18 protein-coding genes are annotated in these 25,152 nt (G+C 37.8%); 11 read left to right on the plus strand and 7 right to left on the minus strand.

All coding sequences use genetic code 11. The features are described from left to right. Positions 1-58 precede the first annotated feature (58 nt). From AC1PJP_RS01375 to accC, 9 genes are all read left to right on the plus strand, one after another. Positions 59-1,699, plus strand: coding sequence for an IucA/IucC family protein (locus AC1PJP_RS01375; RefSeq protein ID WP_348888142.1), 1,641 nt, complete (start codon positions 59-61; stop codon positions 1,697-1,699). A gap of 3 nt (positions 1,700-1,702) precedes the next feature. Further along, positions 1,703-2,908, plus strand: a complete 1,206-nt coding sequence (locus tag AC1PJP_RS01380) for an MFS transporter (RefSeq protein WP_440206103.1) — start codon at positions 1,703-1,705, stop codon at positions 2,906-2,908. After that, positions 2,905-6,432: an IucA/IucC family protein gene (locus AC1PJP_RS01385; RefSeq protein WP_479766394.1), complete on the plus strand. Its 3,528-nt coding sequence runs from the start codon at positions 2,905-2,907 to the stop codon at positions 6,430-6,432. The genes AC1PJP_RS01380 and AC1PJP_RS01385 overlap by 4 nt, the downstream gene beginning before the upstream one ends. Beyond that, positions 6,425-7,195 carry an HpcH/HpaI aldolase family protein gene (locus AC1PJP_RS01390; protein WP_416663280.1) on the plus strand — a complete coding sequence of 257 codons (771 nt, stop codon included), beginning with the start codon at positions 6,425-6,427 and terminating at the stop codon, positions 7,193-7,195. The genes AC1PJP_RS01385 and AC1PJP_RS01390 overlap by 8 nt, the downstream gene beginning before the upstream one ends. 154 nt (positions 7,196-7,349) lie before the next feature. Next, positions 7,350-9,599, plus strand: coding sequence for a TonB-dependent receptor (locus tag AC1PJP_RS01395; protein WP_479766395.1), 2,250 nt, complete (start codon positions 7,350-7,352; stop codon positions 9,597-9,599). Positions 9,600-9,811: 212 nt separating this feature from the next. After that, positions 9,812-11,137 (plus strand): Y-family DNA polymerase, encoded by a 1,326-nt coding sequence (locus tag AC1PJP_RS01400; protein WP_479766396.1) that lies wholly within the window; start codon positions 9,812-9,814, stop codon positions 11,135-11,137. A 235-nt stretch (positions 11,138-11,372) separates the two neighbouring features. Continuing rightward, positions 11,373-11,828 carry a type II 3-dehydroquinate dehydratase gene (gene aroQ, locus AC1PJP_RS01405; protein ID WP_004791768.1) on the plus strand — a complete coding sequence of 152 codons (456 nt, stop codon included), beginning with the start codon at positions 11,373-11,375 and terminating at the stop codon, positions 11,826-11,828. A gap of 17 nt (positions 11,829-11,845) precedes the next feature. Next, positions 11,846-12,265, plus strand: coding sequence for an acetyl-CoA carboxylase biotin carboxyl carrier protein (locus AC1PJP_RS01410; protein WP_004791766.1), 420 nt, complete (start codon positions 11,846-11,848; stop codon positions 12,263-12,265). A gap of 17 nt (positions 12,266-12,282) precedes the next feature. After that, on the plus strand, positions 12,283-13,653 hold the full coding sequence (gene accC / locus AC1PJP_RS01415; protein ID WP_004791764.1) for an acetyl-CoA carboxylase biotin carboxylase subunit: 1,371 nt from the start codon (positions 12,283-12,285) through the stop codon (positions 13,651-13,653). A gap of 47 nt (positions 13,654-13,700) precedes the next feature. Here accC and AC1PJP_RS01420 read toward each other — a convergent pair whose 3' ends face one another. The 7 genes from AC1PJP_RS01420 to AC1PJP_RS01450 all read right to left on the minus strand — a co-directional run bounded on the left by AC1PJP_RS01420 (position 13,701) and on the right by AC1PJP_RS01450 (position 21,732). Beyond that, positions 13,701-14,204 (minus strand): hypothetical protein, encoded by a 504-nt coding sequence (locus AC1PJP_RS01420; RefSeq protein ID WP_004791762.1) that lies wholly within the window; start codon positions 14,202-14,204, stop codon positions 13,701-13,703. A 155-nt stretch (positions 14,205-14,359) separates the two neighbouring features. Then, the gene (locus AC1PJP_RS01425) at positions 14,360-15,526 is read right to left on the minus strand and encodes an MFS transporter (RefSeq protein WP_479766397.1); all 1,167 of its coding nucleotides are present in this window, start codon (positions 15,524-15,526) and stop codon (positions 14,360-14,362) included. Positions 15,527-15,980: 454 nt separating this feature from the next. After that, on the minus strand, positions 15,981-17,009 hold the full coding sequence (locus AC1PJP_RS01430; protein ID WP_198307755.1) for a Csu type fimbrial protein: 1,029 nt from the start codon (positions 17,007-17,009) through the stop codon (positions 15,981-15,983). Continuing rightward, complete coding sequence (locus AC1PJP_RS01435) at positions 17,000-19,408, minus strand: fimbria/pilus outer membrane usher protein (RefSeq protein WP_479766481.1); 2,409 nt, start codon at positions 19,406-19,408, stop codon at positions 17,000-17,002. Before AC1PJP_RS01435 ends, AC1PJP_RS01430 begins: the two co-directional genes overlap by 10 nt. A 40-nt stretch (positions 19,409-19,448) precedes the next feature. After that, positions 19,449-20,156: a fimbrial biogenesis chaperone gene (locus AC1PJP_RS01440; protein ID WP_479766398.1), complete on the minus strand. Its 708-nt coding sequence runs from the start codon at positions 20,154-20,156 to the stop codon at positions 19,449-19,451. Positions 20,157-20,239: 83 nt separating this feature from the next. Further along, positions 20,240-20,767 carry a Csu type fimbrial protein gene (locus AC1PJP_RS01445; protein WP_479766399.1) on the minus strand — a complete coding sequence of 176 codons (528 nt, stop codon included), beginning with the start codon at positions 20,765-20,767 and terminating at the stop codon, positions 20,240-20,242. A 533-nt stretch (positions 20,768-21,300) separates the two neighbouring features. Beyond that, positions 21,301-21,732, minus strand: coding sequence for a hypothetical protein (locus tag AC1PJP_RS01450; RefSeq protein ID WP_013197448.1), 432 nt, complete (start codon positions 21,730-21,732; stop codon positions 21,301-21,303). A gap of 466 nt (positions 21,733-22,198) precedes the next feature. On the opposite strand from AC1PJP_RS01450, the gene AC1PJP_RS01455 reads away from it, so the two are divergent. Both AC1PJP_RS01455 and AC1PJP_RS01460 read left to right on the plus strand, forming a co-directional pair. After that, positions 22,199-23,872, plus strand: coding sequence for an FMN-binding glutamate synthase family protein (locus AC1PJP_RS01455; protein WP_004791750.1), 1,674 nt, complete (start codon positions 22,199-22,201; stop codon positions 23,870-23,872). Positions 23,873-24,082: 210 nt separating this feature from the next. Further along, positions 24,083-25,138 (plus strand): linear amide C-N hydrolase, encoded by a 1,056-nt coding sequence (locus AC1PJP_RS01460; RefSeq protein ID WP_151989194.1) that lies wholly within the window; start codon positions 24,083-24,085, stop codon positions 25,136-25,138. The last annotated feature ends 14 nt before the right edge of the window (positions 25,139-25,152 follow it).

Raw genomic sequence — 25,152 nt, forward strand, 5'->3', positions numbered from 1 at the left:
TAAAATGTTAGATCGGATTTACACAGCACAACTACAAAAAACGATAGATGCACTCTACATGGAGAATTATGGAGATTTTAAAGATTATATTTCCTATAAAAAGCCTTATCTGGCAATTACTCTCAATGATGAGTTGGAGCTCTATTTCAACTGTTTAAAAGTAGATGGTGTAAATCCTTTCTATGTTACCCAACCCGAAGTTTTGCTTCATAACCTCTTAAACAATACGACAACTAAAATTTCGATTTCTGAAGTTTTTAACTATTTAACCCAAGCAACTTGGTGGCCTTCACCACACCATCAAAAAGCGATTAATTACTGGCTCGATAACTTAGTAACGGCTGAAAAAATTCCTCAAATTTTACAGTCAGCCCTTTCATTTTCTTCGCCTTTGATTACGAGTGAATTGCTATCGCTGGTAGCTGATCGTCCATTTCATCCGTTCGCTCACTCAAAAGGTGAACTTGCACCACTCACAACTCAAAAAGAAATTGAGGTGTATTGGTGGGCATTTAAGAAAGATGACGTGATCAACAATATGGAATCGACTCCTCACAAAGAGATTTTGTTATCAGAAGCTGAGGAAAGTCTTATTGCTGACAAAATAGCTGAGCTTTCAGATGATTACTTAGCCCTGCCTTTGTTAGAGACTCAACATCGCTATTTAAAGCTTGATGAAAATAAGTATAAAGGTATTGACCTAAATCATGTCACCACAATTGGTTTACCGACTTCTTCTTTAAGAACGCTTATTCACAACACAAACCCTACTCTGCATTTAAAACTCTCGACCAATGCCAAAACATTAGGTGCAATCCGCTCTATGCCAGGCCGTTATTTAATGAATGGACATACGGCTTATGATTTTTTAAATGACGTTATTAATGAAACTTCTTTATTAAAAAATCGTCTTTTTTTGAGCAATGAAACCCACTGGTGGGTGCTGGGTAAACAAGAGCCGATTGTAAAAAATTTAGGGGTGATTGGTTGCCAAGTCCGACATTTACCCGACTTTTGCCAAGATAAAAACGTTCCACCAATCACCATGTCAGCTTTAAGCTGTACCTATGTCGACCCTTGGGAAACTTTAGGCGTTGAAGGTGACAAATGGTCATTACTAAAAGACTTAAGTGTTCATTTTATTCAAACATTCTTAACACTTTGGGCAAAAGGAATCATGCCTGAATGCCACGGGCAAAACACCATGGTGTGTTATGAAAATAATAAGTTGAAATGCTTTGTTTTACGTGACCACGATACCTTAAGAATATGTACGACAGCCATTGAAGAAAATGGTTTTACACCTCCGATTTATACCATTGATACCAGTACACCGAACAATCTTATCTTTACTAAAAATGAAGACTTATTTAATTACTTCATCACCTTAGGGATTCAAATTAACCTCTACCCAATTGCTTTAGCTACTTTGAAATATACGGATCGTACAGAAAGCGATTTTTGGGAAATGGTTCAAGACATTATTCAAGATTTTGTAGAAACCCAACCCATTTCAGAACAAACAAAATCACAAATTCAAACCTATCTTTTTGACAATAAGACTTGGCCATTCAAACAGCTACTTACGCCTTTACTTGCGCAAGAAAGCGACTCTACAGGCATGCCAAGTAAAATCGGAACTACGCCAAACCCTTATCACAGCTTATCTGTTTCTAGCTATGAGACCATGGATATCTAAATCATGCGCTCATCTCGCCTAGATCATTTCATTATTTTGCTCTGTCAGTTTTTTTCCACTTTCGGGCTCATGGTGCTTATTCCGATCATGCCGCTTTATATGGAAAAACTGACGGCGCATATGAGTGCTCCCACTATCTGGGCAGGTTTGGCACTTGCAGCTCCAGCTATTGGCAGTTTATTTACAGCACCGATTGTGGGTCATTTATCTGACACATTCGGCCATAAAAAAGCCTTGCTACTTTCTCTGGCTGGTTTTTGTATTTCAATACTGCTCATGGCGAGCGCCCAGCATTTATACCTGTTTATTCTTGCGCGAATTTTACTCGGTTTTTGCGGTCTCTCAGTCATTTTAAATGCTTATGTTTCATATCTTTCCAATGAACAACAACGAGGTGCCGCTTTTGGGCAACTACAAAGTAGTGTCGCGCTCGCTTGCCTATGTGGCCCCTTGCTCGGCGGGATATTTATGGATCAATGGCGGGTTGAAGTATTACTCAACGCAACAGCATTTGTTGTGATGACACTTATTGTAATTGCGTCATTTGTATTAACTAATCCCGTTAAAACTGAAACCACAAAAACCAAAGAGAAATCTAAGCTTCCCGCTTTCTTTGATAGAACGATTTTTTCATGGTTAAGCGCTGGCATTTTAGTTCAAGCGGGCGGCTTTGGTTTAGTGTCTTGCTTTGTTTTATACATTAGTGAAATAAGCCAAAGCACTCACTCTTCGTTATCTGCTGCAAGTTTAACCGGAACTATTCATGCACTTTCATGGGGAGCAGCTTTTATTGCTGCAACCTATTGGGGAAAAAGAAATGATAATAAAGGAGACTCTTTTAATAACTTCGTTTACGCATCTTTAATTTGCGGCACCACGATTTTTGCCTTGATCTGGGTTTCGAATATTTGGCTAGTTCTTGTATTACGACTCATACAAGGCTTTTGCTTTGCCGCCCTGATTCCTTCGATCTTACACACCATTTCTCTAAAAGCTGGCGCTCAAAGCCAAGGAAAAGTGATTGGCATTTCTAACAGTGCCTTTGTCTTAGGACAGCTTATTGGCCCAATCACCATCACGCTCACCTACTCATTTTTCAATATTACCGCGGCATTAATCTGCACCTCACTATTTTTTATGGGTGCGGGATTAGTGGTGATTTTGAATAGATTCTTAATGGATACAATTTTAAAAGAGGCACAAGAATGAACTCAATTACTACAACAGATGCATGGTCTTATAAACTTTTCGAACAGTACCTGAATACTTTCTTTCGTGAACTTAAAGTAGATCTTGAAGAATGCATTATTCCCTCTCAAGATTCTCCTTTATTCACCCTATATGCAGAGCAACCAGACACCCTATGTTTTGCTTATACATTTCATGCATCTAATACGGTTGTTTATGGTGCAGCTCAGCACTTATCAACTACGGGTTATCACAGATATCAACGTGGTTTTGTTCTGCAAAATTTGAACGATAATACGTTTGACTCGCTCACCGACCCTAAATACTTAGTGAAGCTGATTACAGATGAACTGAATAGCTTATTTAAAGATAAAAACCAAAATAAAAATCTGTACTCCGATATTGCCAATAGTATCGAGAACACAAAATTCTTTTTAGAAAATAAGCCATCTCAAACAGCAACTAAAGCATTGAGTGGCTTTCAAGCTACTGAACAAGGCATGTTATATGGGCACCCTTTTCATGTGACCTCTAAAGCCAATCTAGGTTTTTCTAAAGAGGACATGAAAAAGTATAGCCCCGAGTTAGGTGCAAGTTTTCAACTCCACTACTTCGTGGTTCATTCGTCTTTAATCCAAAATCTTGTAAGTGAGACCGAACCTTCTCACCGTATTGAAAATGAAGTTTTAGAAACTGTAAAAGAGCGTTTGCAAGAAAACTTTGCAAACTATGAGCTCATGCCAACCCATCCGTGGCAAGCCAATTTCTTACTTCAACATCCATCTTTAAAGAAACATTTAGATAACCAAGACGTGATCTATTTGGGAGCTTTAGGTCAAACTGTATGGCCAACTTCATCCGTTCGTACAGTGTGGTTACCTCAATCGAATCTATTCTTAAAGCTTTCCATTGATGTGCGAATTACCAGTTTCATTCGTAATAACCCAATGGATGAAATGGAACGCGCGATTGATGCGAGCAAAATTATTATTAATCACAAGATTAATGAGCAATATCCTGACCTTGTGATTCTGCCAGAGTTAGAGGCAAAAACAGTCAAAATTCCAGAGCTTGAAAGTTCATTTGGTATTATTTATAGAGCGGGACTCACACCAGATGTATTAGAAAATACCCGAATGCTGGGTGGTTTGGTCGAAGAAAACGAAAACTATGAAATCCCACTTCTAAGCTTTATTCAGCAAGCGGCACCGAATCAAAATCTACAATCCAACGATGCTAAAGACTTCATCACTTTTTGGTGGAAACAGTACGTTAAAGTTTCGCTTATTCCATTAGTTGAGTTGTTTGCAAACAAAGGCATTAGCGTAGAAGCGCATATGCAAAACAGCTTAATGGAATTTAAAAACGGCTATCCACATCGTCTTATTCTTCGAGACATGGAAGGCATTAGTATTGTTCCAGAAATGATAGCAGATGACTCATCTATTTCTGAAGATAGTACTGTTTGGTTCTCTCAAAAAGATGCATGGACCTTTTTAAAATATTACCTCGTGATCAATCACATTGCTCATCTCATCAGTGCAATTGCACGCGTTACGGCCATTGAAGAATCTGAACTTTGGCAAGCCACCCGCCTTACGCTCACACAAGAAAACTTTAGCGCCAAAGGTCAGCAATACCGCGATTTATTAATTCATTCACTCACATTACCAATCAAGGCAAATATGTTAAATACGCTCTACTACAGTGGTGGCAATCCAATCTGGATTGAAGTTGAAAACCCTATTTATAAATATCGCGGCGCAGAAGCACTTTGCCCTCTTCAACCAACACAACAAATTAATTATAAAACCATCGCGGAAAACCGCGTGATGGGCCAATTACTAGAAGCACTCATTTTTGAAAATACTTTTAAATACGAATTTTCTAAAGGTCAAATCAAGTTCTATATTTCCGATACCGTCTTTTATACCTGTGCGGCTAAACGACACTTTAGTTTTAAACGAATTAAGTTAGATCCTTCAAGCTTAATTCGTTTTGATATTACCTTAGACGCTGAAACTCGCCCTAACTTAAAAACGCTACTTGCTGACCTAAAAAATATTATTGAAGCAGACCCTGTTAAATGGCAAAACTTTAATGATGAACTCAATTTAACTTATGTTAAACATGCGCAGACTTTGAGCCAAGTTCCTGCCCAACCTTTAAGAACCTTGCCTTACCTAGAACAAGAAGCGCGAATTACCAACGCGCATTTATATCACCCGAGTTTTAAGTCTCGTATCGGCTTCGATTTAAAAGAAAATCAAAAATATGCACCTGAGCTTTCTGAAGGTTTTACGGTTAAATGGGTGGCAACTCATAACAGTTTATGCAAACTAGTTTTAAGTGAAACCATTAACTTAGAGCAGCTCTATAAACAGCATTTTTCAGAGAAAGATCTACAAACTATTAATGATCAATTGAAAGAGCAAAATGTAGATTTTAAAGATTATACCCTTACCCCAATTCACCCATGGCAGTGGGATAAAATTATTGAATTATATTATCAAGATGCGATTAGTAACCAACTGATCATTCCGTTAGATATTGAAGGTCCAACTTATTTACCACAGCAGTCGATTAGGACCTTGTCGAATATTAGTGATATTTCGGCACTTTCTCTCAAGCTGGCAATGAACTTGGTCAATACTTCGACCTCTCGCGTATTGGCACCGCATACCGTTCAAAATGCGGCAAGAATGAGTGACTGGCTGTATAACATTGTTGAACAAGATCATATTTTAGAAAAACAGCGCAAGCCTGTTATTTTAAGAGAGATTGGCGGTCTTTCGGTTAACCAGCAGATTGCGCTACCTGTTCAATACGGCGCACTCGCCTGCATTTGGCGCGAAAGTATTTACAGCTACTTAAAAGATGGTGAATCAGCAACGCCTGTAACAGGCCTAATGCAAGTTGATACGGATCAAAAACCGCTAATCGATGAGTGGATTCAAGAGTACGGTATCGAGTTCTGGTTAGAAAAATTACTCAGCAATGCTTATTTACCAATCATGCATATTTTATGGTGCCACGGCCTCGCTTTAGAGTCACATGCGCAAAACATGGTACTGATTCATAAAAATGGCTTACCTGTTAAAGCTGCCTTGAAAGATTTCCACGATGGAATCCGTTTTAGTCGTCATCTTTTACGTGAGCCAGAGCTTTTACCTAACCTACAAGATGCACCAAAGGAACACGCTAAAATTAACCCGAACTCGTTCTTGGAAACCCACTCTCCAAATGAGCTAAGAGACTTTACTCAAGATGCACTTTGGTTTGTAAATTTGGCCGAGTTAGCAATTTTCTTAAATGAACATTATGACTTCGATGAAATCAAATTCTGGACCATGTTAAGAACCATCATTAATCAGCATAAAGAAGCTCACCCAGAGTTTGCCGAGCGATATGAACTGTTTAACTTTACAGATGACACTATCGATATTGAACAGCTCGCAAGCCGCCGTTTCCTTCCGGAAATTCGCTTAAGAGTACAAACCACACCCAACCCGCTCAGCCTTATTAAGGAAATTGAATATGAATAAGCATTCGATTTCTTTTAAGAAACGAATAGCAAATGGCGAGACGCTCTACGGAATATTTTGTTCCGTAGCTTCTCCGATTAATGTCGAGCAAATGGCACTCGCGGGCTATGACTTTATTATTATCGACTTGGAACATACTTTATTTAGTACGTCTCAAGTCGAGACCATGATTTTAGCCGCTAGAACCATGAGCCTCGATGTGTTTGTAAGAGTACCTTTAAACGCTAACCACCTAGTTTTACCTCTGCTCGATGCAGGTGTAACGGGCATTGTGTTTCCACGTATTGAAAATGCTCGGCAAGCACAAGAAGCCGTGAACTATTGTCACTATATGCCGCTTGGACAAAGAGGACTGAATTCAACAAGGTTAAATCGATATGGTATGGACGATTTAGCGAGTTTTGTTCAACAGGCTGCAAACGAGACTGTTGTCATTGCTATGATTGAAAGCTTAGAAGGACTAGAGCAGCTAGATGAAATATTAAAAGTCGAAGGTATCGATATTATTCTTGAAGGTGCTGCCGATCTTTCTCAATCGATGGGAATGCCGTGGCAAACCAGCCATCCGCTGGTCAAAGAAAAAGTTCAAGAGATGTATTTAAAGACTAAAAATAGTCAAAAGCATTTCTGTGCTATTCCCCGACAACCTGAAGATATCGCGGCGTGGAAACAGCAAGCTGTTCAGCTTTTTGTGCTCGGTGATGACCGAAGCATTATTCGCCGTGCCCATCAAAATCACCTAAATACTTTTAAAGAAATCTAATCACTATTCAACTTTTTGGGGGAATAGACTCCTACTCCCCTAATTCATTGAATAAATTTCAAATATATTATTTTTAAGCAATTAATAATATTGTTAATTACAATGATTCTCATTTATAATTCGCTCAATTTAAAATCACTCTCAGGGCGAGATAATGGGAAATAAGATAAAAAGTAATAAACTTTTTACAAGAAAGTCTGAAGTTAAAAATATCATTCCACTTCTTTCACTTGGTGGAGCCATTTTCCTTTCAAACTCAGCATTTGCAGCTTCACCTGCTGAAACCACAGAAACAGAAAAGAAACCTGAAGCACTTCCTACAATTACAATCACTGCTTCACGTGCAGATGAACTCTCTACCTCTGCCAAACAAGTCACCAAGTTAGATGAAAAACAAATTGAACTTTTAAGAAATGGTTCATCTGGAAGTATTGCGACTGTTTTAGCGAAAGCCGTACCGGGCCTATCGGACTCAAGCCGAACTATTACCGATTATGGTCAAACCTTACGTGGCCGTAATGCCCTCATCTTAGTCGATGGCGTGCCGATGAATCTGACGCGCGATACATCACGTGGACTTTCAGCCATTGACCCTGAAAGTATTGCGAACATTGAAGTGATTCGCGGCAGTAACGCAATTTATGGCGGTGGTGCTGCGGGTGGAATTATTTCAATTACCACAAAAGCTGCGGGTGGTGAACCTACAGCAAAAACCGTTATTGGACTACAAACGCCTTTAACGAATTTCCGCTCTGATGCTTTAGGTGGAGATATTCACCAATATTTCACAGGCAGCTTTAATGCCTTTGATTATGCATTTGATTTTGGTTATCAACGTATTGGTAGCCCATACGATGCAAGTGGTGACCGTGTTGCACCTGAACCAAGTCAGGGCGACCTTTATGATTCCGATGGCTATAGCATAGGCGGTAAGCTGGGTTACCATATTGATGACAATCAATATCTACAATTTGCTGCAAACTACTATAATGCCGAGCAAGACTCAGATTATGCATCTGACACAAGCGTTAAGAATACTCCTGCTGGAACTGTACCGGCAAAAGCAATTAAAGGCTTAAAGCTCAAAGACCAGACTAAAAACGAAAACCAGATATACAATTTAACTTATAACCATAAAGACCTTTTTGGTAATAAGATTGATGCTCAAATTTATTATCGCGACTTCTTTACTCGTTTTTCACCATTTGATGCACGTGTTGCCCCAGATAAAGTCAGTCCACGCGGTGGACAAGTAGATCAGGTCTATCAAGAAAATAACGTACTCGGTAGCCGCTTAACTGTGACCACACCACTTGAGTTTCTAGGTGACACCTCATTGGTTTGGGGTGGTGACTTCAGCCGTGAAAAAAGCGAAATGCCTTTAGATATTTTCGACCAAAAAATTTATGATCAATCTGGTGGTCTAGAATTTGTAAAAACTGGCAAGCTCATTTATTTACCTGAACTCACCACGCAAAGTGTTGGTGGTTTTGTACAGTTAAAACATCGCTTTAATGACCAATGGTCAGCAGAAGCTGGTACACGCTATGAAGATAGCTATGCGCAAATTGATAGTTTTGTTCCATTATCACAATTAGGCAAGACTAACCCTTACACTGTTCCAGGCGGAAAAGTGAAAGCTGATGCATGGTTATACAATGCTAATGTGACCTTCTCTCCAAATGACCAAAACTCTATTTATGCATCGTTTAATCAAGGCTTTCAGTTACCTGATGTCGGTGTGATCATCCGAAATGCCGACACAGGATTTAACCTTGGGTCATCATTCTTAGAGCCTGTAAAAGTTGATAACTACGAACTTGGCTGGAAAGGAAACTTCAATAACTTTTCACCAAGCTTAGCTGTATTCCACTCTACTTCTGATCTTGGTGCTGTGCAGCCAGTGAGTAATAGTTTGGTTATGCTTAGAACTAAAGAGAAAATCACTGGTGTTGAGGCAACACTTGATTATCTTGATGATGCAAATGTTTGGGGAACTGGTGGTAGCGTTACTTGGATGAAAGGCCGTGAAAAACCTCAAAACGGTGCAGAACAGGACATGACAGGTTTCCGTATTCCACCATTAAAACTCACAGCTTACGTTTCTTATAGCCCAACTGAAACTTGGACGAACCGCCTACAAGCAACTTACTTCGGTTCAGAAGATTACCGTTTAAATGGTGTGAATAGTTTTGGCCGTTATGATGTAAAAACGTATACAACAGCAGATTTAATCAGTAGTTTTGCGCTTAACAAAAAAGACACTGTGACAATTGGTTTAGAGAACATGTTTAACCGCAAGTATTATCCTCTCTATAGTCAATTATTAAGATCTGGCAATAACACCAGCCATTTAGTTGCAAATGGTGCAACGCTTAAAGTGACTTATAGTCACAAGTGGTAATCAAAACTGACATAGAATGATTCACAAAAAAAGGAGATCAGCGCGATCTCCTTTTTTTACTAAAAAAATAAAGTTTTATTTTCTTTCCTTTATTAGCTAAATGCCGACTGTCGGAACTCCCCTAGCTTTCCACTAGAAATTTTGTTAACTTGATTTTGTTACATATTCAAAATTATGTAGTTTTACGAACATTTTTAATGGGGCAAGTCAGAATGGACATCTCACACCGCGAAATTTACGCGCTTGTAGACATTAATAACTGTTATGTCAGTTGTGAGCGACTATTTGCCCCCAAACTTATTGGCGTGCCCGTTGTCGTGCTTTCTAATAATGATGGATGTGTTGTATCACGCAGTGAAGAAGCAAAAAACATGGGTATAAAGATGGCAATCCCATGGTACCAAATTGAAGAAGAAGCTCTCCAAGCAGGCGTACACGTCTATTCAAGTAACTACACTTTATATGCTGAGATGTCTCGTCGCTTTTTTTCGATTTTAGGTGAATTCTTCTCACCCGATGATTTAGAAGCTTATTCTATTGATGAATGCTTTATCCGTTTAACCCCTTATCTTCAATCTCTAGATATTCATTCTCATTGTGCCAAAGCAGTAGAAACCCTAGAAAAATGGTTAAGCTTACCTTGCTGTATTGGCATCGGATATTCAAAAACTCAGGCCAAGTTAGCCAATCACTACGCTAAAAAAATTAAAAGCTTTAATAGAATTTGTAATTTCACTACTTTAGATCCCCTACTGCTTGAAGACCTCATGCAACAAACTTCTGTCAAAGAAGTGTGGGGAATTGGCTATCAATTGGTCAAACAATTACGAAGCTATGAAATTTATTCATGCCTAGACTTAACTTTTGCCAATGAACACCATCTCGCAAAAGCTTTCTCTGTGGTTATGGCACGTACTATTCGTGAGCTAAAAGGCCAATCTTGTATCCAACTTGATGATCCTGCCATCTTAACAAAACGAATTTTAGCATCACGAAGTTTCGCTCAAGCTTTATCCAGCATTGAGATTATTAAACAAGCGCTTATCTTTCATCTCAATCGTGCTCACCGGCGTTTAATGAAACAAGAACAGCTGTGTGCCTGTATTCAAGTCATGCTTTATGAAAAAACAGATAAACCACCTTATAAAAAAGCATCATCTCAAGCGATAGGTTTAACGTATGCAACAGATGACCTATGCATATTAACTAAAGCAGCAATGCAACAAATTGATGTTTTATATAAAGAAAATAAAAAATATATTAAGATTGGAGTCTTATTTTGTGGTTTGCATGCCCGTCAACATCACATTGATGACTTATGGCAACCTCTTGAGTTAATTCAGCAAAGACAACAACTCATGAAAACACTAAGTACAGTTCGTAATCGATTCGGCAGTCACTATCTACAAGTCGGTTATCATTCCCGTAGCCAATCTTGGCATATGAAACAATGTCACCGTTCAAAAAACTATCTAACTCGATGGAATGAGCTACTTGTAATTGGAGAGAATTCTACAGCCGTTACACAAAATACATGAACTGTTTTTGTCAATTCAGTTTAAAATGAGCTTCATTAAATTACTTGAAATTTTGTCATTTTTTAACATTGCTAAATCATCGCAAAATTTACAATATATAAGCCGAATTTGGTATACCCTTTCTGCGACAATTAAAACAAATTATAAAAAAATTGTAGAAACATATGCCATAATAAGCAAACTTTGCAGACATCTTGCAAAGAATATTTGCAACTTTAGAGCTGGAGCAATCTGAATGAGTTCGACCATTTTGGTGATTCATGGACCGAATTTGAATTTGCTGGGAAAACGCGAACCAGAAGTATATGGTCATCTTACCTTAGGTGATATTAACCAACAACTCGTTATCCAAGCTCAAAACGCATCAATTACATTAGATACTTTTCAAAGCAATTGGGAAGGTGCCATTGTTGACCGTATTCATCAGGCACAAACCGAAGGCGTAAAACTTATTATTATTAATCCTGCGGCCCTCACCCATACTTCCGTTGCTCTACGTGATGCCCTACTCGGCGTTGCCATTCCATTTATTGAAGTACATTTGTCGAATGTCCATGCAAGAGAAGCATTTAGACATCATTCATATTTATCCGATAAAGCAATTGGCGTGATCTGTGGTCTTGGTGCAAAAGGTTATAGTTTTGCACTCGATTACGCTATTGAAAAAATTCAACCATCTAACCCAAACTAGTTTAGGAATAGTCGCCCATGGATATCCGCAAAATTAAGAAACTCATCGATTTAATGATTGAGTCTGACTTGCAAGCGATTGAAGTTAAAGAAGGTGATCAATCAATCGCTTTAACTCGCCGTAGTCCAGTCGTTGCTGCGGCTGGTGTAGCACTTCCAGCAGCTCCTGTTGCAGCAGCACCAGTAGCAAAAACACCACGTGGAGCAGTTGAAACCTCTCCAATGGTTGGCGTGTTCTACGCTGCCCCAAGTCCAGGCGAAGCACCATTTGTTAAAGTAGGTCAAACTGTATCTGCTGGTGAAACTTTGGGTATTATTGAAGCAATGAAAATCATGAACCCAATTGAAGCAACTCAAAGTGGCGTGGTTGAAGAAATTTTAGTGAAAAATGGCGATGTAATCCAATTCGGTCAACCTTTATTCCGTTATCGCGCGTAATTACCTCGGGGACGTCTATGTTGCAAAAAGTTTTAATTGCAAACCGTGGTGAAATCGCTTTACGAATTACCCGGGCTTGCAAAACATTAGGAATCAAGACTGTTGGTATCTATTCAGATGCTGATAAAGATTTGATGCATTTACGTTTTGTTGATGAAGCAGTATGTATTGGTCCCGGTGCAAGTAGTGATAGCTATTTAAATATCCCGGCAATTATTACTGCTGCAGAAATTACCGGTGCCGATGCTATTCATCCCGGCTATGGTTTTCTTTCAGAAAATGCTGAATTTGCTGAAATTGTAGAAAGTTCAGGTTTTACTTTTATTGGTCCACGTCCAGAACACATTCGCCTTATGGGCAACAAAGTTTCTGCGATTGTTGCCATGAAAAAAGCTGGTGTACCTACTGTACCTGGTTGTGACCATGCTGTAACCATCCACAATGCCCTTGCAGAAGCTAAAGAAATCGGTTTCCCGCTTATTGTTAAAGCGGCATCTGGTGGCGGTGGACGCGGTATGCGTATTGTTGAACGTGTAGATACACTACTTGAATCAGTTCAAGCAGCTCAGCGCGATGCAGAAATGTGGTTTGGTGATGATACCGTTTACATGGAACGCTTCTTACAGAAACCTCGCCATGTTGAAGTGCAAGTTCTTGGTGATGGTAATGGCCATGCGATCCATTTATATGACCGCGACTGTTCATTACAACGTCGTCACCAAAAAGTGTTAGAAGAAGCACCTGCACCAAATCTACCAGAGCAAGCTCGAGCTGATATCTTAGAAGCATGTGTTCATGCATGTCAGTTAATGCAATATCGTGGCGCTGGTACGTTTGAATTTCTATTTGAAGATGGTGAATTCTTCTTTATCGAAATGAACACTCGTGTTCAGGTAGAGCACCCTGTTACTGAAATGGTTACTGGTGTTGATATTATTGAGCAACAATTACGTATTGCAGGCGGCCTAGGACTAGAGCTTCAACAAGAAGACATCAAAGTTAATGGTCATGCAATCGAATGTCGTATCAATGCTGAAGATCCAACAACTTTCTTACCTTCACCAGGTAAAATTGAAAGTTTCTATGCGCCAGGCGGTGCTGGTATTCGTTTAGATTCTCATATCTACCCAGAATATAGCATTCCACCTTACTATGACTCTATGATTGCTAAATTGATTTCTCATGGTAAAGACCGTGAAACATCACTTGCACGTATGCGTCAAGCGTTAGATGAAATGATCCTTACAGGAATTAAAACTAACATTCCTCTGCATAAAGATCTCATTTTGCAAGATAAGAGCTTCTGTTCTCAAGCAATGGACATCCATTACCTTGAAAAGCACTTGTTAAAGCAATTGGAAGAAAAGAAGAAAGCTGAAACTGCATAATAAAAAAAGCCTCTTATACGTAAGAGGCTTTTTTTATATCTATTACTCTATGGTAGGACTCTACGTAAAGTCGCAAAACACTGCTCACCCTTAGCGGTTGAACAGAAGTTGATAGTATGGTCATTTTTCCACTGTACAAAATACTGAGAAACATCACCTGTTTGATCTTGTTTCTGACCTGAACAATCCACTTTGTTATTATCAAATTTAATTTGCATTACTAAAGCAGCTAACTGCTCTTTAGGGTCATCAGATGGTTGATATTCATATAAGCCGTATGACCATTCTTGACCACTTTTGATCACTACATCATTACTACTACGGAAGTTATAATATTCCACACATTTCTTATTATTTGGAATTTCCATTCCCCATAATCCCATAATTTCAGGACGCGTAACAATACGTATAGCATTAGGATTACTTGCAGTCCGAACGGGTTGTTCGGCTGGCTGTTGAGTAGCCGTTTCTGCCACAGCTAAACCAGAACAAGCCCACAATAATCCAATAATATAAATATTTTTCATAGATTTATTAATCATTAAACGCATGAAGTTAAGTTAGCATATTTTTTGACAAAATCACTGCTCCATAACCATATAAAAACAATATTTTTCAACTGTAACGTGCTACAACAAGTCATCAAACAATTTTATATTTACTTGCTTTTTTCAATATAAATTCTTTGTTTTAGATTATCTCAAGCTTAGGCAGCTGAAGAATCGACTTGTTTCGGAAGCCACATTACAAAGCACAAACCTAACAGTACAACCACACCGGCACACATAAAGATGAGTTCACCAGAAAGAATTTTCCAGAAATGCCCAGCCAGAACACTACCAAAAGCTACACCCAGTCCCCACATGGTACTGTAAAGAGCTTGTCCACGCCCTTGCTGTCCAGCAGAGAAGTTTTGAAAAATAACTCTCATTGCAATTAAGTGAAATAAACCAAAACTAAAAGCGTGCAAACACTGTGCAAAAAGCTGACCAACAAAGTAATGTGAAAATAGTGCAACAAGCATCCAACGTATGCTCGTCACAAGCAAACACACAATGACTAAACTACGCCACGAAAAACGTTGAAAAATCTTTGAGGCAATTGAAAACATAAAAATTTCAGCAAAAACCCCCATTGCCCATAAAAATCCAATTTCAGTCGTACTGAAATTCAAAGATTTCAGAAAGTTACTATAAAAACTATAAAAAGGTGCATGTGAAAAAAGTAAAATAAATTCAATTGTGAAAAATGCAGCTACTGTCGGGCGCTTTAATACAGGAAGTAAAGGCTCTAACTTTTTCTGTGAGGTAGGTGCACCATCCGGTTCTCGAATGGTAAAAGACCAAATAAATGCTAATGAAGCAATAATTAATAATAAAATTGGAAGCATCGAAATGGGTACTATTTCCAAAAGTGCACCAATAACAAAAACACCGACAATAAATCCAACAGATCCCCACTTACGAATTTTGCCATAAAGTTTAGCTTTTTGATCACCCAACCAAAATAAAGTAACCCCTTCAAATTGAGCTAAAATAGCATTTTGGAAGAAGCTAAAAATAAGCATGAGTAAAGCTATGGATTGAAACGTATTTGGTACTATAAAAATAGCTAACCATATACATGATTCCATCCAAGTGGCCAGCCGCACTAACAGCATTCGCTTACCAGATTTGTCGGCAACCCATCCCCACACTAAAGGCGCAAAAAAACGAGTTACAATCGCAATTGATGATAAAACACCAATTTCTTGATAATTAAACCCTTGATCTTGAAGATATAAATTCCAATAAGGCATGAACGTACCAACAATGGAATAGTAAAAAAAGTAGAATCCGCCGAGTCTGGTTTGGATTGTAAGTGGTTGGAACAAGTTGTAAACCTTAGTAGTTTCAATAGGTTAAAATTCGAGATAATTGTATATTCAAAGCATCCCAACCCCATAATTTTAACACTTTGTTTTCCAATACAAATAACTAAATTATTAATAACCAACTTCGCCTCTAAAAGCTTTTTTTATTGATAAGAAAGACTAAATGAATATAAGACAACTGTAATTTAATTTGTACAATCTGTTAACTTGTGTAAAAATACATTTAATATTCATAAGGTATTTATTCATCAGATGTTTTTTCTTATTTTTTTAATTTGTCTTTTTCTATTTTTACTTATTCTAAAACAACATTACCGTTGATCACCTTTTTACATCTATCTTTTCTTTAAAAGCTTTTACACCATCTTCAAATTAGAACAATTAAAAAATCAAATCTAAATCTCATGAGCAACCCAATATAAAAACAGACTCAATATCAAATTCCAACAGATTATTAATAAGTTACTGTAACAACTATCGTATCTGAGTAATTACCAGGTGTCGTTGAAATAGCTGTACCCTGCGGAATTTTTCCATAGACATTTGTACTTTGGGCAGTGCCTGAGCCTGTTTTAGAAACACCTCCAGAACCTCCAACCGTGGCTACACCACCAGTAGTGTCCCATACCGTAGTATAAGTCGAGTTCTGATATAGCTGGTAAGGGATATATTGACTACTACCATTTGTCATACGTCTAAAGCCTCCAGCAATACGGTTAATTCCATCACCCAAGTAAATACTATATGAGGTTCCATTGTTACACGTCGTATTCACTGCACCTTGTGCCGTGTAATCACGACTCGTCGTACCAATATCATTGATATTGCCAAAATCTACATTTGATGTGGAGTCTAATTGGCACATACTCGGTACAACATAATTAGCAGTGATAGTGGTATTGCCTGAGTCCCATCCGCCTCCGCTATCACCTTCACAGACAGTACTAGAACTTGCTTGCATATCCCAAAAAAGTTGAACCGTACCCGTATATGTCCCTTTAGGATAGGCAATAAGAGACCCTGTGCGGGCTGGGACTTTTACATTTACCGAGTAACTAATAATATTATTTGAAGCGACCGTTCTCACTGGACCATACCAAACATTTGAGCTTTGGTTGGTGGTAGAAGATCCAGCGCCACCTACGGTTGCTATGACGGTGTAAGGTAATGAAACGCTGTTATTAGTATTTGTGGTTCCCGTAAATACGGTTTTCATGCACATATAACCTGAAATTTCAGGAGTAGTACGCCCTCCAAGACAGCTAATCGTGCCAGAGAAGTTGATGTTTGCGTCACTATTAATCGTAGCAGCCGTATAGGTATAAGTACTATTAGTTGTTCCCGTTACCGTACAAGCCGCATGTGCAGAGCTAAAAAATGCATATAATATAAAAAACAGAACAGGTGCTAAAATATACTTTATGGCCAATGAAAACTTTTCACTCTTCATCCAAAAACTATGACTCGCAGTAGTTAACGACATACATAAGGCCCCAATTTTTTAGCACTGTATTGCTTATTTTCATACGCAAAACTAACTTGGCATGAGCCATGATCCAGAAGATCGACTTCAAGCTTGTTTTGCTTTAATAGGTTTGGAATAAATACTTCACCGTCGTAGCCAACCACTCCATTTTGTTGTCCATTAATTCGAACCGTATAACCCGGTAGTAAAGGTGAATTATTCTGGTCAACAAGTTTCACTAATCCTGAAATGACCTGATGAGCGCCGAAGTCAATCAAAGCTCCTTGGCGATAACCTACAAATGCTGTTTGGTTAGTGGATTTAACATCCCACTCTAAAGGTAAATATGATGGATCTAGATAGATATGATGAAGCTGATAAGGTCTTAAATTTGCAATTAAGAATCGACCGGTTCCATCAGTTGCTCCTAAATTTACCCCGCCATTTAAAATTTGACTTTGTGGCCCAGCATTAGTTACAACAGCGTAACCATCTCCAATTTCATTGGCCGCAAAGACTCGCCCTGCTGCCGCAACCAATGATCCTGTCGCTGAAAGCGCAACTTGGTCGTTATCCCCAATTCGGTTGTATCGACCTGTCAGGTAAGCTGCACGAGCACGGTAAGAACCATAAATTGAAGCATTGTTTTGATTCGCATCTTGATCGCGCTCAACATAGCCTCCCCATCCAAATGCACCAATTTGTGGATCGCTAAATCCATTTATTTCTTGTCTATAGGTTGTTTTACCACTTTCATTAGAAATACTTGTAATCGCATTGACTCGGCTAGATGGTGTGTAGCGTAGCGCAAAGTAAATGCCATAGTCTTTTTGGTTTTCATAATCTTTATACGCTGATGCATAAAAGCCCCAGTTTTTGTTCAGGCTTCCGCTTAAATTGGCAGATACTAATTTATTAGCATTGTCGCTATATTTGATCTGGTTATAGCCCAAATAAACGCCATAGCCTGCATAAAAATTATAGTTAATTCCTGCCCTAAAAATCTCATCTGCCAGCGCACTGTAGCTCAGGTAGTTCTGTGGTTCAGACGTGATCTGGTTATCTTTTAAATATCGAACTTGAGACACACGGGCAAGGTCAAAGTAATTATCAAACACTTTGCGGTAACTGGTATTAAACGAAATATTCTTACTGATACGCCCTTCTAAACCGACTAGAGCAGAATAACCGTTTTCATCTTTGTACTGACTCGCTGCAATATCAGCATTAATCACCCCAAAACCAAACAGATTCTTGGCAAAACCCGTGCCTAAATTTGATAAACCATCTGTTGAAGCCTCTGCACCACCACTTAAGGTCAGCGAGTTGCTGTAACCGTATCGAATCGCACCCGAAGCAAAAGTGGCATCATCATAATCGTTTGAATACAGTCCATAGTTATAGCGTGGAACCCCAACATCTACTGAGAATTCATTAATGCCTTTTGCCAGAATTTTAGATGAAAAATAGTAAGCCTGTTTAGTAATGCTCTGCTGACCCGTTGCATCGGTAGTCACAAGCGTCACTTCATTGCCTGAAATAAATGGGAGCTGCTTAATATCAAACGGGCCTGAAGGCACAAGCCCTGAATAAATCTTTTGCTGGTTAACGTATAAATCTAAAGTCGAAGGCAATGCAGCCGAGCCTGAAAATTGCGGTAGTGCCGAGGTAACAATATCGCCACGTTGGGTGTAAGCACTTGACCACTGGAAACCTGCCAGACGTACACTGCTACCCCAATCAGAACTATTGGAAATAAAATCCCCTAAGGTATATATCCTGATCTTTTCAGGGTCTACATATTGCCACTTACTTTCTAAGCGCACCCATTTTTCATGGCTATAACTCGTTTCATTACTACCGTTGTATAAAACGCCCGAAGAAAAGTTACCAATTGCGCTGTTAAAGATTCCTTCTGCCGAACCTGAGAAAACATTCTCGTCATTGGTTATGGTGTTATACAAACTATAGTTCAGAATAGCTGCGTTTAAGGGCTTCATTTTCAGCAAATGAGGGCTAGTAATCTGCTGGCCATTTAAGTCAACTGAATAATCCGTCAACATGTTCGATGGAACTTGCAAATTTAGAGCCTGCTCATTCTCTAGATATTTAAAACGGATTCCTTTTAGTTCATCAATACACGCCCATTGGTTATCAGGAGTCTGCTCATCCATTTTCACCCTTAAAACTTTCAAGTCACGAGAACGGATATACAGCTTTCTATCTTGATCTTGGCGCACCGAGATCAAATCTGTTGAAATACTCGAATTAATAGAAATCTTTAAGAAAAGCTGTGTATACGCCTTATCAGAAATGAATACCTGATGAGAAGAGTTTGTAACTTCCGGAATACTTGGTAAAGCAGCATTGGTGCTATCTTGCAATGATTCCGCAAAAGCATGAATCGGCAAGTACATAACACATAAGGCACTTACGAGATATTTCATGTGTGCCTCTTTAAAGAGATGTTTGCTTACCGTTAATATTCAATGAAATATTATATTTATGATCCGCTTGAAATTTAAAATCAGGGCTAATATTAAAATTTCTTGCTTTACCAGCAAGAATATAACCATTCACTGTATTTACTTTAATGGCATAGCTTTTATTCGCTGTTGTATCAACAAGCGTTAAATTGCTTAAAAGTGCATGTCGATTTCCAACATTGTTAATTATAAGAGAGGAATTATTTTGCTCTTGTTGTATTGACCAAGTAAGTTTAGTAATTGCATCTTTATTGACCACAAATAAAGGCAATGACGAACGTAGTAGTACATTAACTCCCTGATCCACTTTACGGTTATCAATCGGTTTTGGTAACTCATCAATAATTATACGATAGGTTTGTTCACCAGAAACTGGTACTGGATTAATTCTAACTACACGTAAGTTATAAGAATCATTAGGTTGTAATTTTAAAAATGGTGGACTAACCGCGATCTCATCTGTAGGTATTAATTGATCTTGCCCAGCATTTTGGCGCCATTCAAATACACGCACCTGCAAATCACTGCTTTCATTCGACTGGTTATATAAGCTAATTGAGGATGCAGCTTGATCGCTTAATATTTCAACACTTACAGGCGAAAGGCGAATTGATGCAGCATTCAGCATACTAGGCAAAAATAACAATAAACTTGTAGTAACAAAGATATTTTTTCTCATGATTTGCCCAGAACGACTTTTCTCAAATTAGGCTAGCTCTCTAAATCAAGAGCTAGCAATGACACAATAAAACTTATTAAAAATTAGTAAGTCACTGTTACTGTTACTGTGTCAACATAGCTACCAGCACTTGGTAAAGTTGAGCCAGCTGGGATACGACCATAGACGTTAACTGTTTGTGGCACACCAGTACCAGTACCGCTATAAGCAGTAGTTGCAATACCAATTGCTGTTGCACGGTTAGTGTCAGAGAAAAGGTTGTAAGGAATAAATTCGTTGCTGGTTGCACCACCGATCATACGACGTTGAGTCGTTTGAGCATTTTTGCCGGCATCGAAAGCCAAAGTCCATGGCACGGTGTTGTTACATAAAACTTTAATTGCAGTACCACCTGTCGTTGTGGTGTCTGCGTCTACGTTGCTCGCAAGAGAACTTAAAGTACCAAAATCTAAAACTGCGTTAGCTGTTGTACCTGTAGCTGAAGTATTCAATACACAGCTATTTGTAATTGTTGCTTTAACAGTCAAAGTACCTGTTGCAGTTGCAGCATTTGCCGCATTGATAGACATTAAACCCAAAGTAATTACTGATAAAATGAGAGACTTTTTCATGGTTAAAAACCTTTTTACATTACGCCAATAAAATTAATAGATGTAAAAACTAGCCTTCCCCATCACAATCACTAGCTTTTCTGATTGTTTTTTCAAAGCGTTATTTTTTTACTCTACTTACGGCGCATAATACAAAAAAACAACAAAAACACTAACATAACTTTCATTCTAAATATCAATTAATAATTCAACTTCTGATGAATTTCTCAATTATAAAAATTTTTATGGTTTATCATGCTTTTTATAACGATTTTCGATACTTTTATCTAACTTTTGTTAGTTTTACTAAAAAAAGTATAGATTTTCATTAGTTAAAGTTTACCATCACTTTTAGTATTTTATATTTTTTTAATTTTTGGTAAAAAAAGTATGAACAAAAAGTAAGCTACTGATTGTTCTATATATTTTAAATGAATAAGAAAAGAATATTTTATGAATAAGAAATCTAAGTAACTTATAGATACTTCCAGGATTTTTTTAAGAATTTTTAGTACTTACACAATTTCCCCCTACAAAAAGAAGTTCGTGTTAGCTTAACTATTTCTAAAAATTAAATGAAAAATCAAGCCAATAAAACCACCTCCCATAGCAAAACCCAACTGTATATAGGCTTTACCGTACCAAGCTAACTCCCTAAATTGATAATCTGCACTTTGCGACCCCATTACTAAAATATTTTTAATGTCCCAACTATGGAATCCTTTAGGTCTTTCTGCAAAAAAATCTAGAATAGGTGTAAACCCAAAAACAAAAAAAACACCCAGTAAGGGATAAACGATAAATCCAGGAAAAATAGGATTATTCTTCCTTTCCATAGAGTCGAATATTAAAGTTGCAGCAACTAATATACTTTGTACTAAAGCGACTTTTTTAAAAGTATCTAGATCAAAACCGAGATAGAACATTAAAGTTAAGAACAAAACCTCTGTGAGAAAAACAGAGCAGATTAATAGTTTCCAATTCATTTCAGTCCTTAAATGATTTTTTAGAATCTTATATAGTTGTAGTAATGTGTATTAAAAAAATATTTCAATTTATTTATATTAGCAAAAAATAATTAATTAGGACAACATTAATTAAATCAAAAAATATACAAATAAAAAATTTATTATTAATTAAATCTAAAGTTAAATCCAATTAATCCACATCCCTTTCAATGAAAATACTTAATAGAAATATTCTTTATTACAGCTAAAAATTTATAAAATATATCAATTTAATAATTAAGTATTTGATAATTTATTTAATCTCCTAAACCTCCAAATTAGATATTAATAATCGCTTAAATACTTTTTTTAAAATCTATTTCTAAATTGAGTGAACCACAGCTGTACTGTTTGTTTTCTCTTGAAACTAACAATTCCACACTTGTAGTTTCACTTGCTTCTTGGCAAGGTATGTACCAGTAAAACATTAGGAATTTGTTCCAATATGGCGAGTCCAGCACAAATCATTCGACATAAATTTCTCAATACATTCTTTTCGCGCCATTCTCTCTGGTTCTTATGTATTTTTACTGCACTAAGCATCACCTGGTTTCGAACCGTATACACCCCTCACAGTATCTATTATTTTATTTCTGATACTCTCCTTAACGGGTTATGGGTGCTTACAGGTGCACTAAGTTTATTAGGCCTTTACGATGTTTTGCAGAATAAACATTCAATTCTAAGAAACTACCCAATTATGGGGCATTTCCGTTTTTTGTTTGAAGATATACGTCCAGAAATTCGCCAATACTTTATTGAAGCGGATCAAGATGCTCTACCTTTTTCGCGTATGCAAAGAAGTCTAGTTTATCAGCGTGCTAAAAATGAAAATGCAGATAAACCATTTGGTTCAATCATTGACGTTTATCAAGAAAATTATCGATTCATTGTCCATTCAATAAGCCCTTGCCCACCAGCAGATCCAAAGAGCTTTCGTATTCAGGTGGGTAATGCACAATGCCTTCAACCGTATAGTGCATCAATTATGAACATCTCTGCCATGAGCTTTGGTAGTTTAAGTGCCAACGCGATTCGTGCTTTAAATAAAGGTGCGCAGTTAGGCGGTTTCTATCATGATACTGGCGAAGGTAGTTTAAGCCCTTATCATCTGGAAAATGGCGGTGATATTGTTTGGCAAATTGCCAGCGGTTATTTTGGCTGCCGTACTTTGGATGGGAAATTTGACGAACAAAAGTTTGCCAAGCAATCTCAATTACCACAGATCAAGATGATTGAGCTAAAGCTTTCCCAAGGTGCAAAACCAGGTCATGGTGGTATTTTACCTAAACATAAAATTACCGCAGAAATTGCGCAAATCCGCGGCGTTTCTCGCGATCATGACTGTATTTCTCCAGCAAAACATTCTAGTTTTTCTACCCCTATTGAAATGATGCATTTCTTACAGAAATTGCGCACATTATCAGGTGGTAAACCAGTTGGTTTTAAACTATGTATTGGTCAGCCTTGGCAATTCATGAGTATTGTTAAAGCAATGCTAGAAACAAAAATTGTTCCTGATTTTATTGTTGTTGATGGGTCTGAAGGTGGTACAGGTGCAGCACCGATTGAGTTTAGCGACAATATTGGTACTCCATTACGTGAAGGCTTACGTTTTGTTCATAACACCCTTGTGGGTGCAGGACTAAGAGATCAAGTTAAGATTGGTGCAAGTGGTAAAATCATTAGTGCCTTCGATATTGCCAGTACTTTTGCGTTAGGTGCAGATTGGGTTAATTCAGCACGTGGTTTCATGTTTGCTGTTGGATGTATTCAGGCACAAAGCTGTCACACTAACCAGTGTCCTGTAGGTGTTGCAACCCAAGATAAAGACCGTCAAAAAGCAATTGATGTACCCACAAAATCAGAACGAGTATTTAATTTTCATAAAAATACATTGCATGCATTATCAGAAATGATTGCTGCGGCTGGTTTGCGTCACCCTTCTGATATTAAAGCTCATCATTTGGCTCAGCGAGTAAACGACCGTGAAATTAAGAACTATGCTCAATTGCATTTTTTCTTAAAAGAAGGCGAACTTTTACAGTCTGAACTTAATAATGACGATGATAATTTTTATTATCGGATGTGGAATATGGCAGATGCTAATCACTTTTAATTTATATTAACTTGATATGTTGAGCATTACATTTAGAGTGTGATGCTCTTCCATATTTGAATTGAATATGTGATTTCCCCTCAAATTTCATTCCCCTTTTAATTTGTCTTTAATAGATTTTTCACCTAATATAAAAGTATAAATAACGTACACAATTTAATTTTATTTAATAAAAATTTTTTAATGCTTATAACAAGAAGGTATCTCATCATGTTGAAAAAATCATTCATCTCTTCTTTTGTCGCACTAGCAGTAGGTTTAAGTAGCTATGCTGTTGCTTGTACACGTGCCGTATATTTAGGCAATAACCAACATATTATTACTGCTCGCTCAATGGACTGGAAAGTTGATACGGGTACAAATTTGTGGATTATGCCAAGCGGGGTTAGTCGTGACGGTAGTGCAGGCTCCAATTCAATAAAATGGACGTCTAAATATGGAAGTGTAATTGCCACAGGCTATGAAGTTTCCACAACAGATGGAATGAATGAAGCTGGCTTGGTTGCTAATATTTTATGGTTAGTGGAGTCTCAATACCCAGATGTGAAAAAAACGGATAAGCCTTTACTCAGTATTGCGGCATGGGCTCAATATGTACTCGATAATTTCGCAACTGTCGATGAAGCCGTTAAAGCATTAGAAAAAGAACCTTACACGATTGTGACCGATAATGTCCCAGGCGAAACACGCCTCACTACCCTACATTTATCTATTTCTGACAAAACAGGTGATAGCGCAATTATTGAATATATTGGTGGAAAACAAGTGATTCATCATAGTCGCAGCTATCAAGTCATGACTAACTCGCCTACTTTCGATAAACAACTTGCACTTGCCGAATATTGGAAACAAATTGGTGGAACAATCATGCTCCCCGGTACAAACCGAGCATCTGATCGCTTTGCACGTGCTTCTTTTTACATTAATGCAATTCCTAAAAATGATGATAGTAAACAGGCTCAAGCCTCTGTATTTAGTGTCATTCGAAATGCATCTGTTCCCTATGGACTAAATACTCAAGAAGAACCGAATATCTCTTCAACTCGCTGGCGAACTGTGGCCGATCATAAACAGATGCTTTACTTTTTCGAGTCTGCCCTATCGCCCAATGTGTTTTGGGTTGATTTGAAAAAGATTAATTTCAAAGATGGTAAAACACGTAGACTAGATTTAGGCCCTGATCAAAGCCATATATATGCAGGTGATGCAACTTCTTCTTTTAAAATTGCAAAACCATTTGTATTTTTAAGCCCATCTATGCGTTAATTTATGTCAAAATT

This window comes from Acinetobacter sp. V116_7, assembly GCF_056735735.1.

Coding starts and splice junctions, on each gene's coding strand:
- AC1PJP_RS01390 (WP_416663280.1), top strand. CDS start 6,425: ATGAATAAGCATTCGATTTCTTTTAAGAAACGAATAGCAAATGGCGAG.
- AC1PJP_RS01410 (WP_004791766.1), top strand. CDS start 11,846: ATGGATATCCGCAAAATTAAGAAACTCATCGATTTAATGATTGAGTCT.
- AC1PJP_RS01420 (WP_004791762.1), bottom strand. CDS start 14,204: ATGCGTTTAATGATTAATAAATCTATGAAAAATATTTATATTATTGGA.
- AC1PJP_RS01430 (WP_198307755.1), bottom strand. CDS start 17,009: ATGTCGTTAACTACTGCGAGTCATAGTTTTTGGATGAAGAGTGAAAAG.
- AC1PJP_RS01450 (WP_013197448.1), bottom strand. CDS start 21,732: ATGAATTGGAAACTATTAATCTGCTCTGTTTTTCTCACAGAGGTTTTG.
- AC1PJP_RS01455 (WP_004791750.1), top strand. CDS start 22,199: ATGGCGAGTCCAGCACAAATCATTCGACATAAATTTCTCAATACATTC.
- AC1PJP_RS01395 (WP_479766395.1), top strand. CDS start 7,350: ATGGGAAATAAGATAAAAAGTAATAAACTTTTTACAAGAAAGTCTGAA.
- AC1PJP_RS01400 (WP_479766396.1), top strand. CDS start 9,812: ATGGACATCTCACACCGCGAAATTTACGCGCTTGTAGACATTAATAAC.
- AC1PJP_RS01440 (WP_479766398.1), bottom strand. CDS start 20,156: ATGAGAAAAAATATCTTTGTTACTACAAGTTTATTGTTATTTTTGCCT.
- AC1PJP_RS01435 (WP_479766481.1), bottom strand. CDS start 19,408: ATGTACTTGCCGATTCATGCTTTTGCGGAATCATTGCAAGATAGCACC.
- accC (WP_004791764.1), top strand. CDS start 12,283: ATGTTGCAAAAAGTTTTAATTGCAAACCGTGGTGAAATCGCTTTACGA.
- AC1PJP_RS01385 (WP_479766394.1), top strand. CDS start 2,905: ATGAACTCAATTACTACAACAGATGCATGGTCTTATAAACTTTTCGAA.
- aroQ (WP_004791768.1), top strand. CDS start 11,373: ATGAGTTCGACCATTTTGGTGATTCATGGACCGAATTTGAATTTGCTG.
- AC1PJP_RS01380 (WP_440206103.1), top strand. CDS start 1,703: ATGCGCTCATCTCGCCTAGATCATTTCATTATTTTGCTCTGTCAGTTT.
- AC1PJP_RS01375 (WP_348888142.1), top strand. CDS start 59: ATGGAGAATTATGGAGATTTTAAAGATTATATTTCCTATAAAAAGCCT.
- AC1PJP_RS01460 (WP_151989194.1), top strand. CDS start 24,083: ATGTTGAAAAAATCATTCATCTCTTCTTTTGTCGCACTAGCAGTAGGT.
- AC1PJP_RS01445 (WP_479766399.1), bottom strand. CDS start 20,767: ATGAAAAAGTCTCTCATTTTATCAGTAATTACTTTGGGTTTAATGTCT.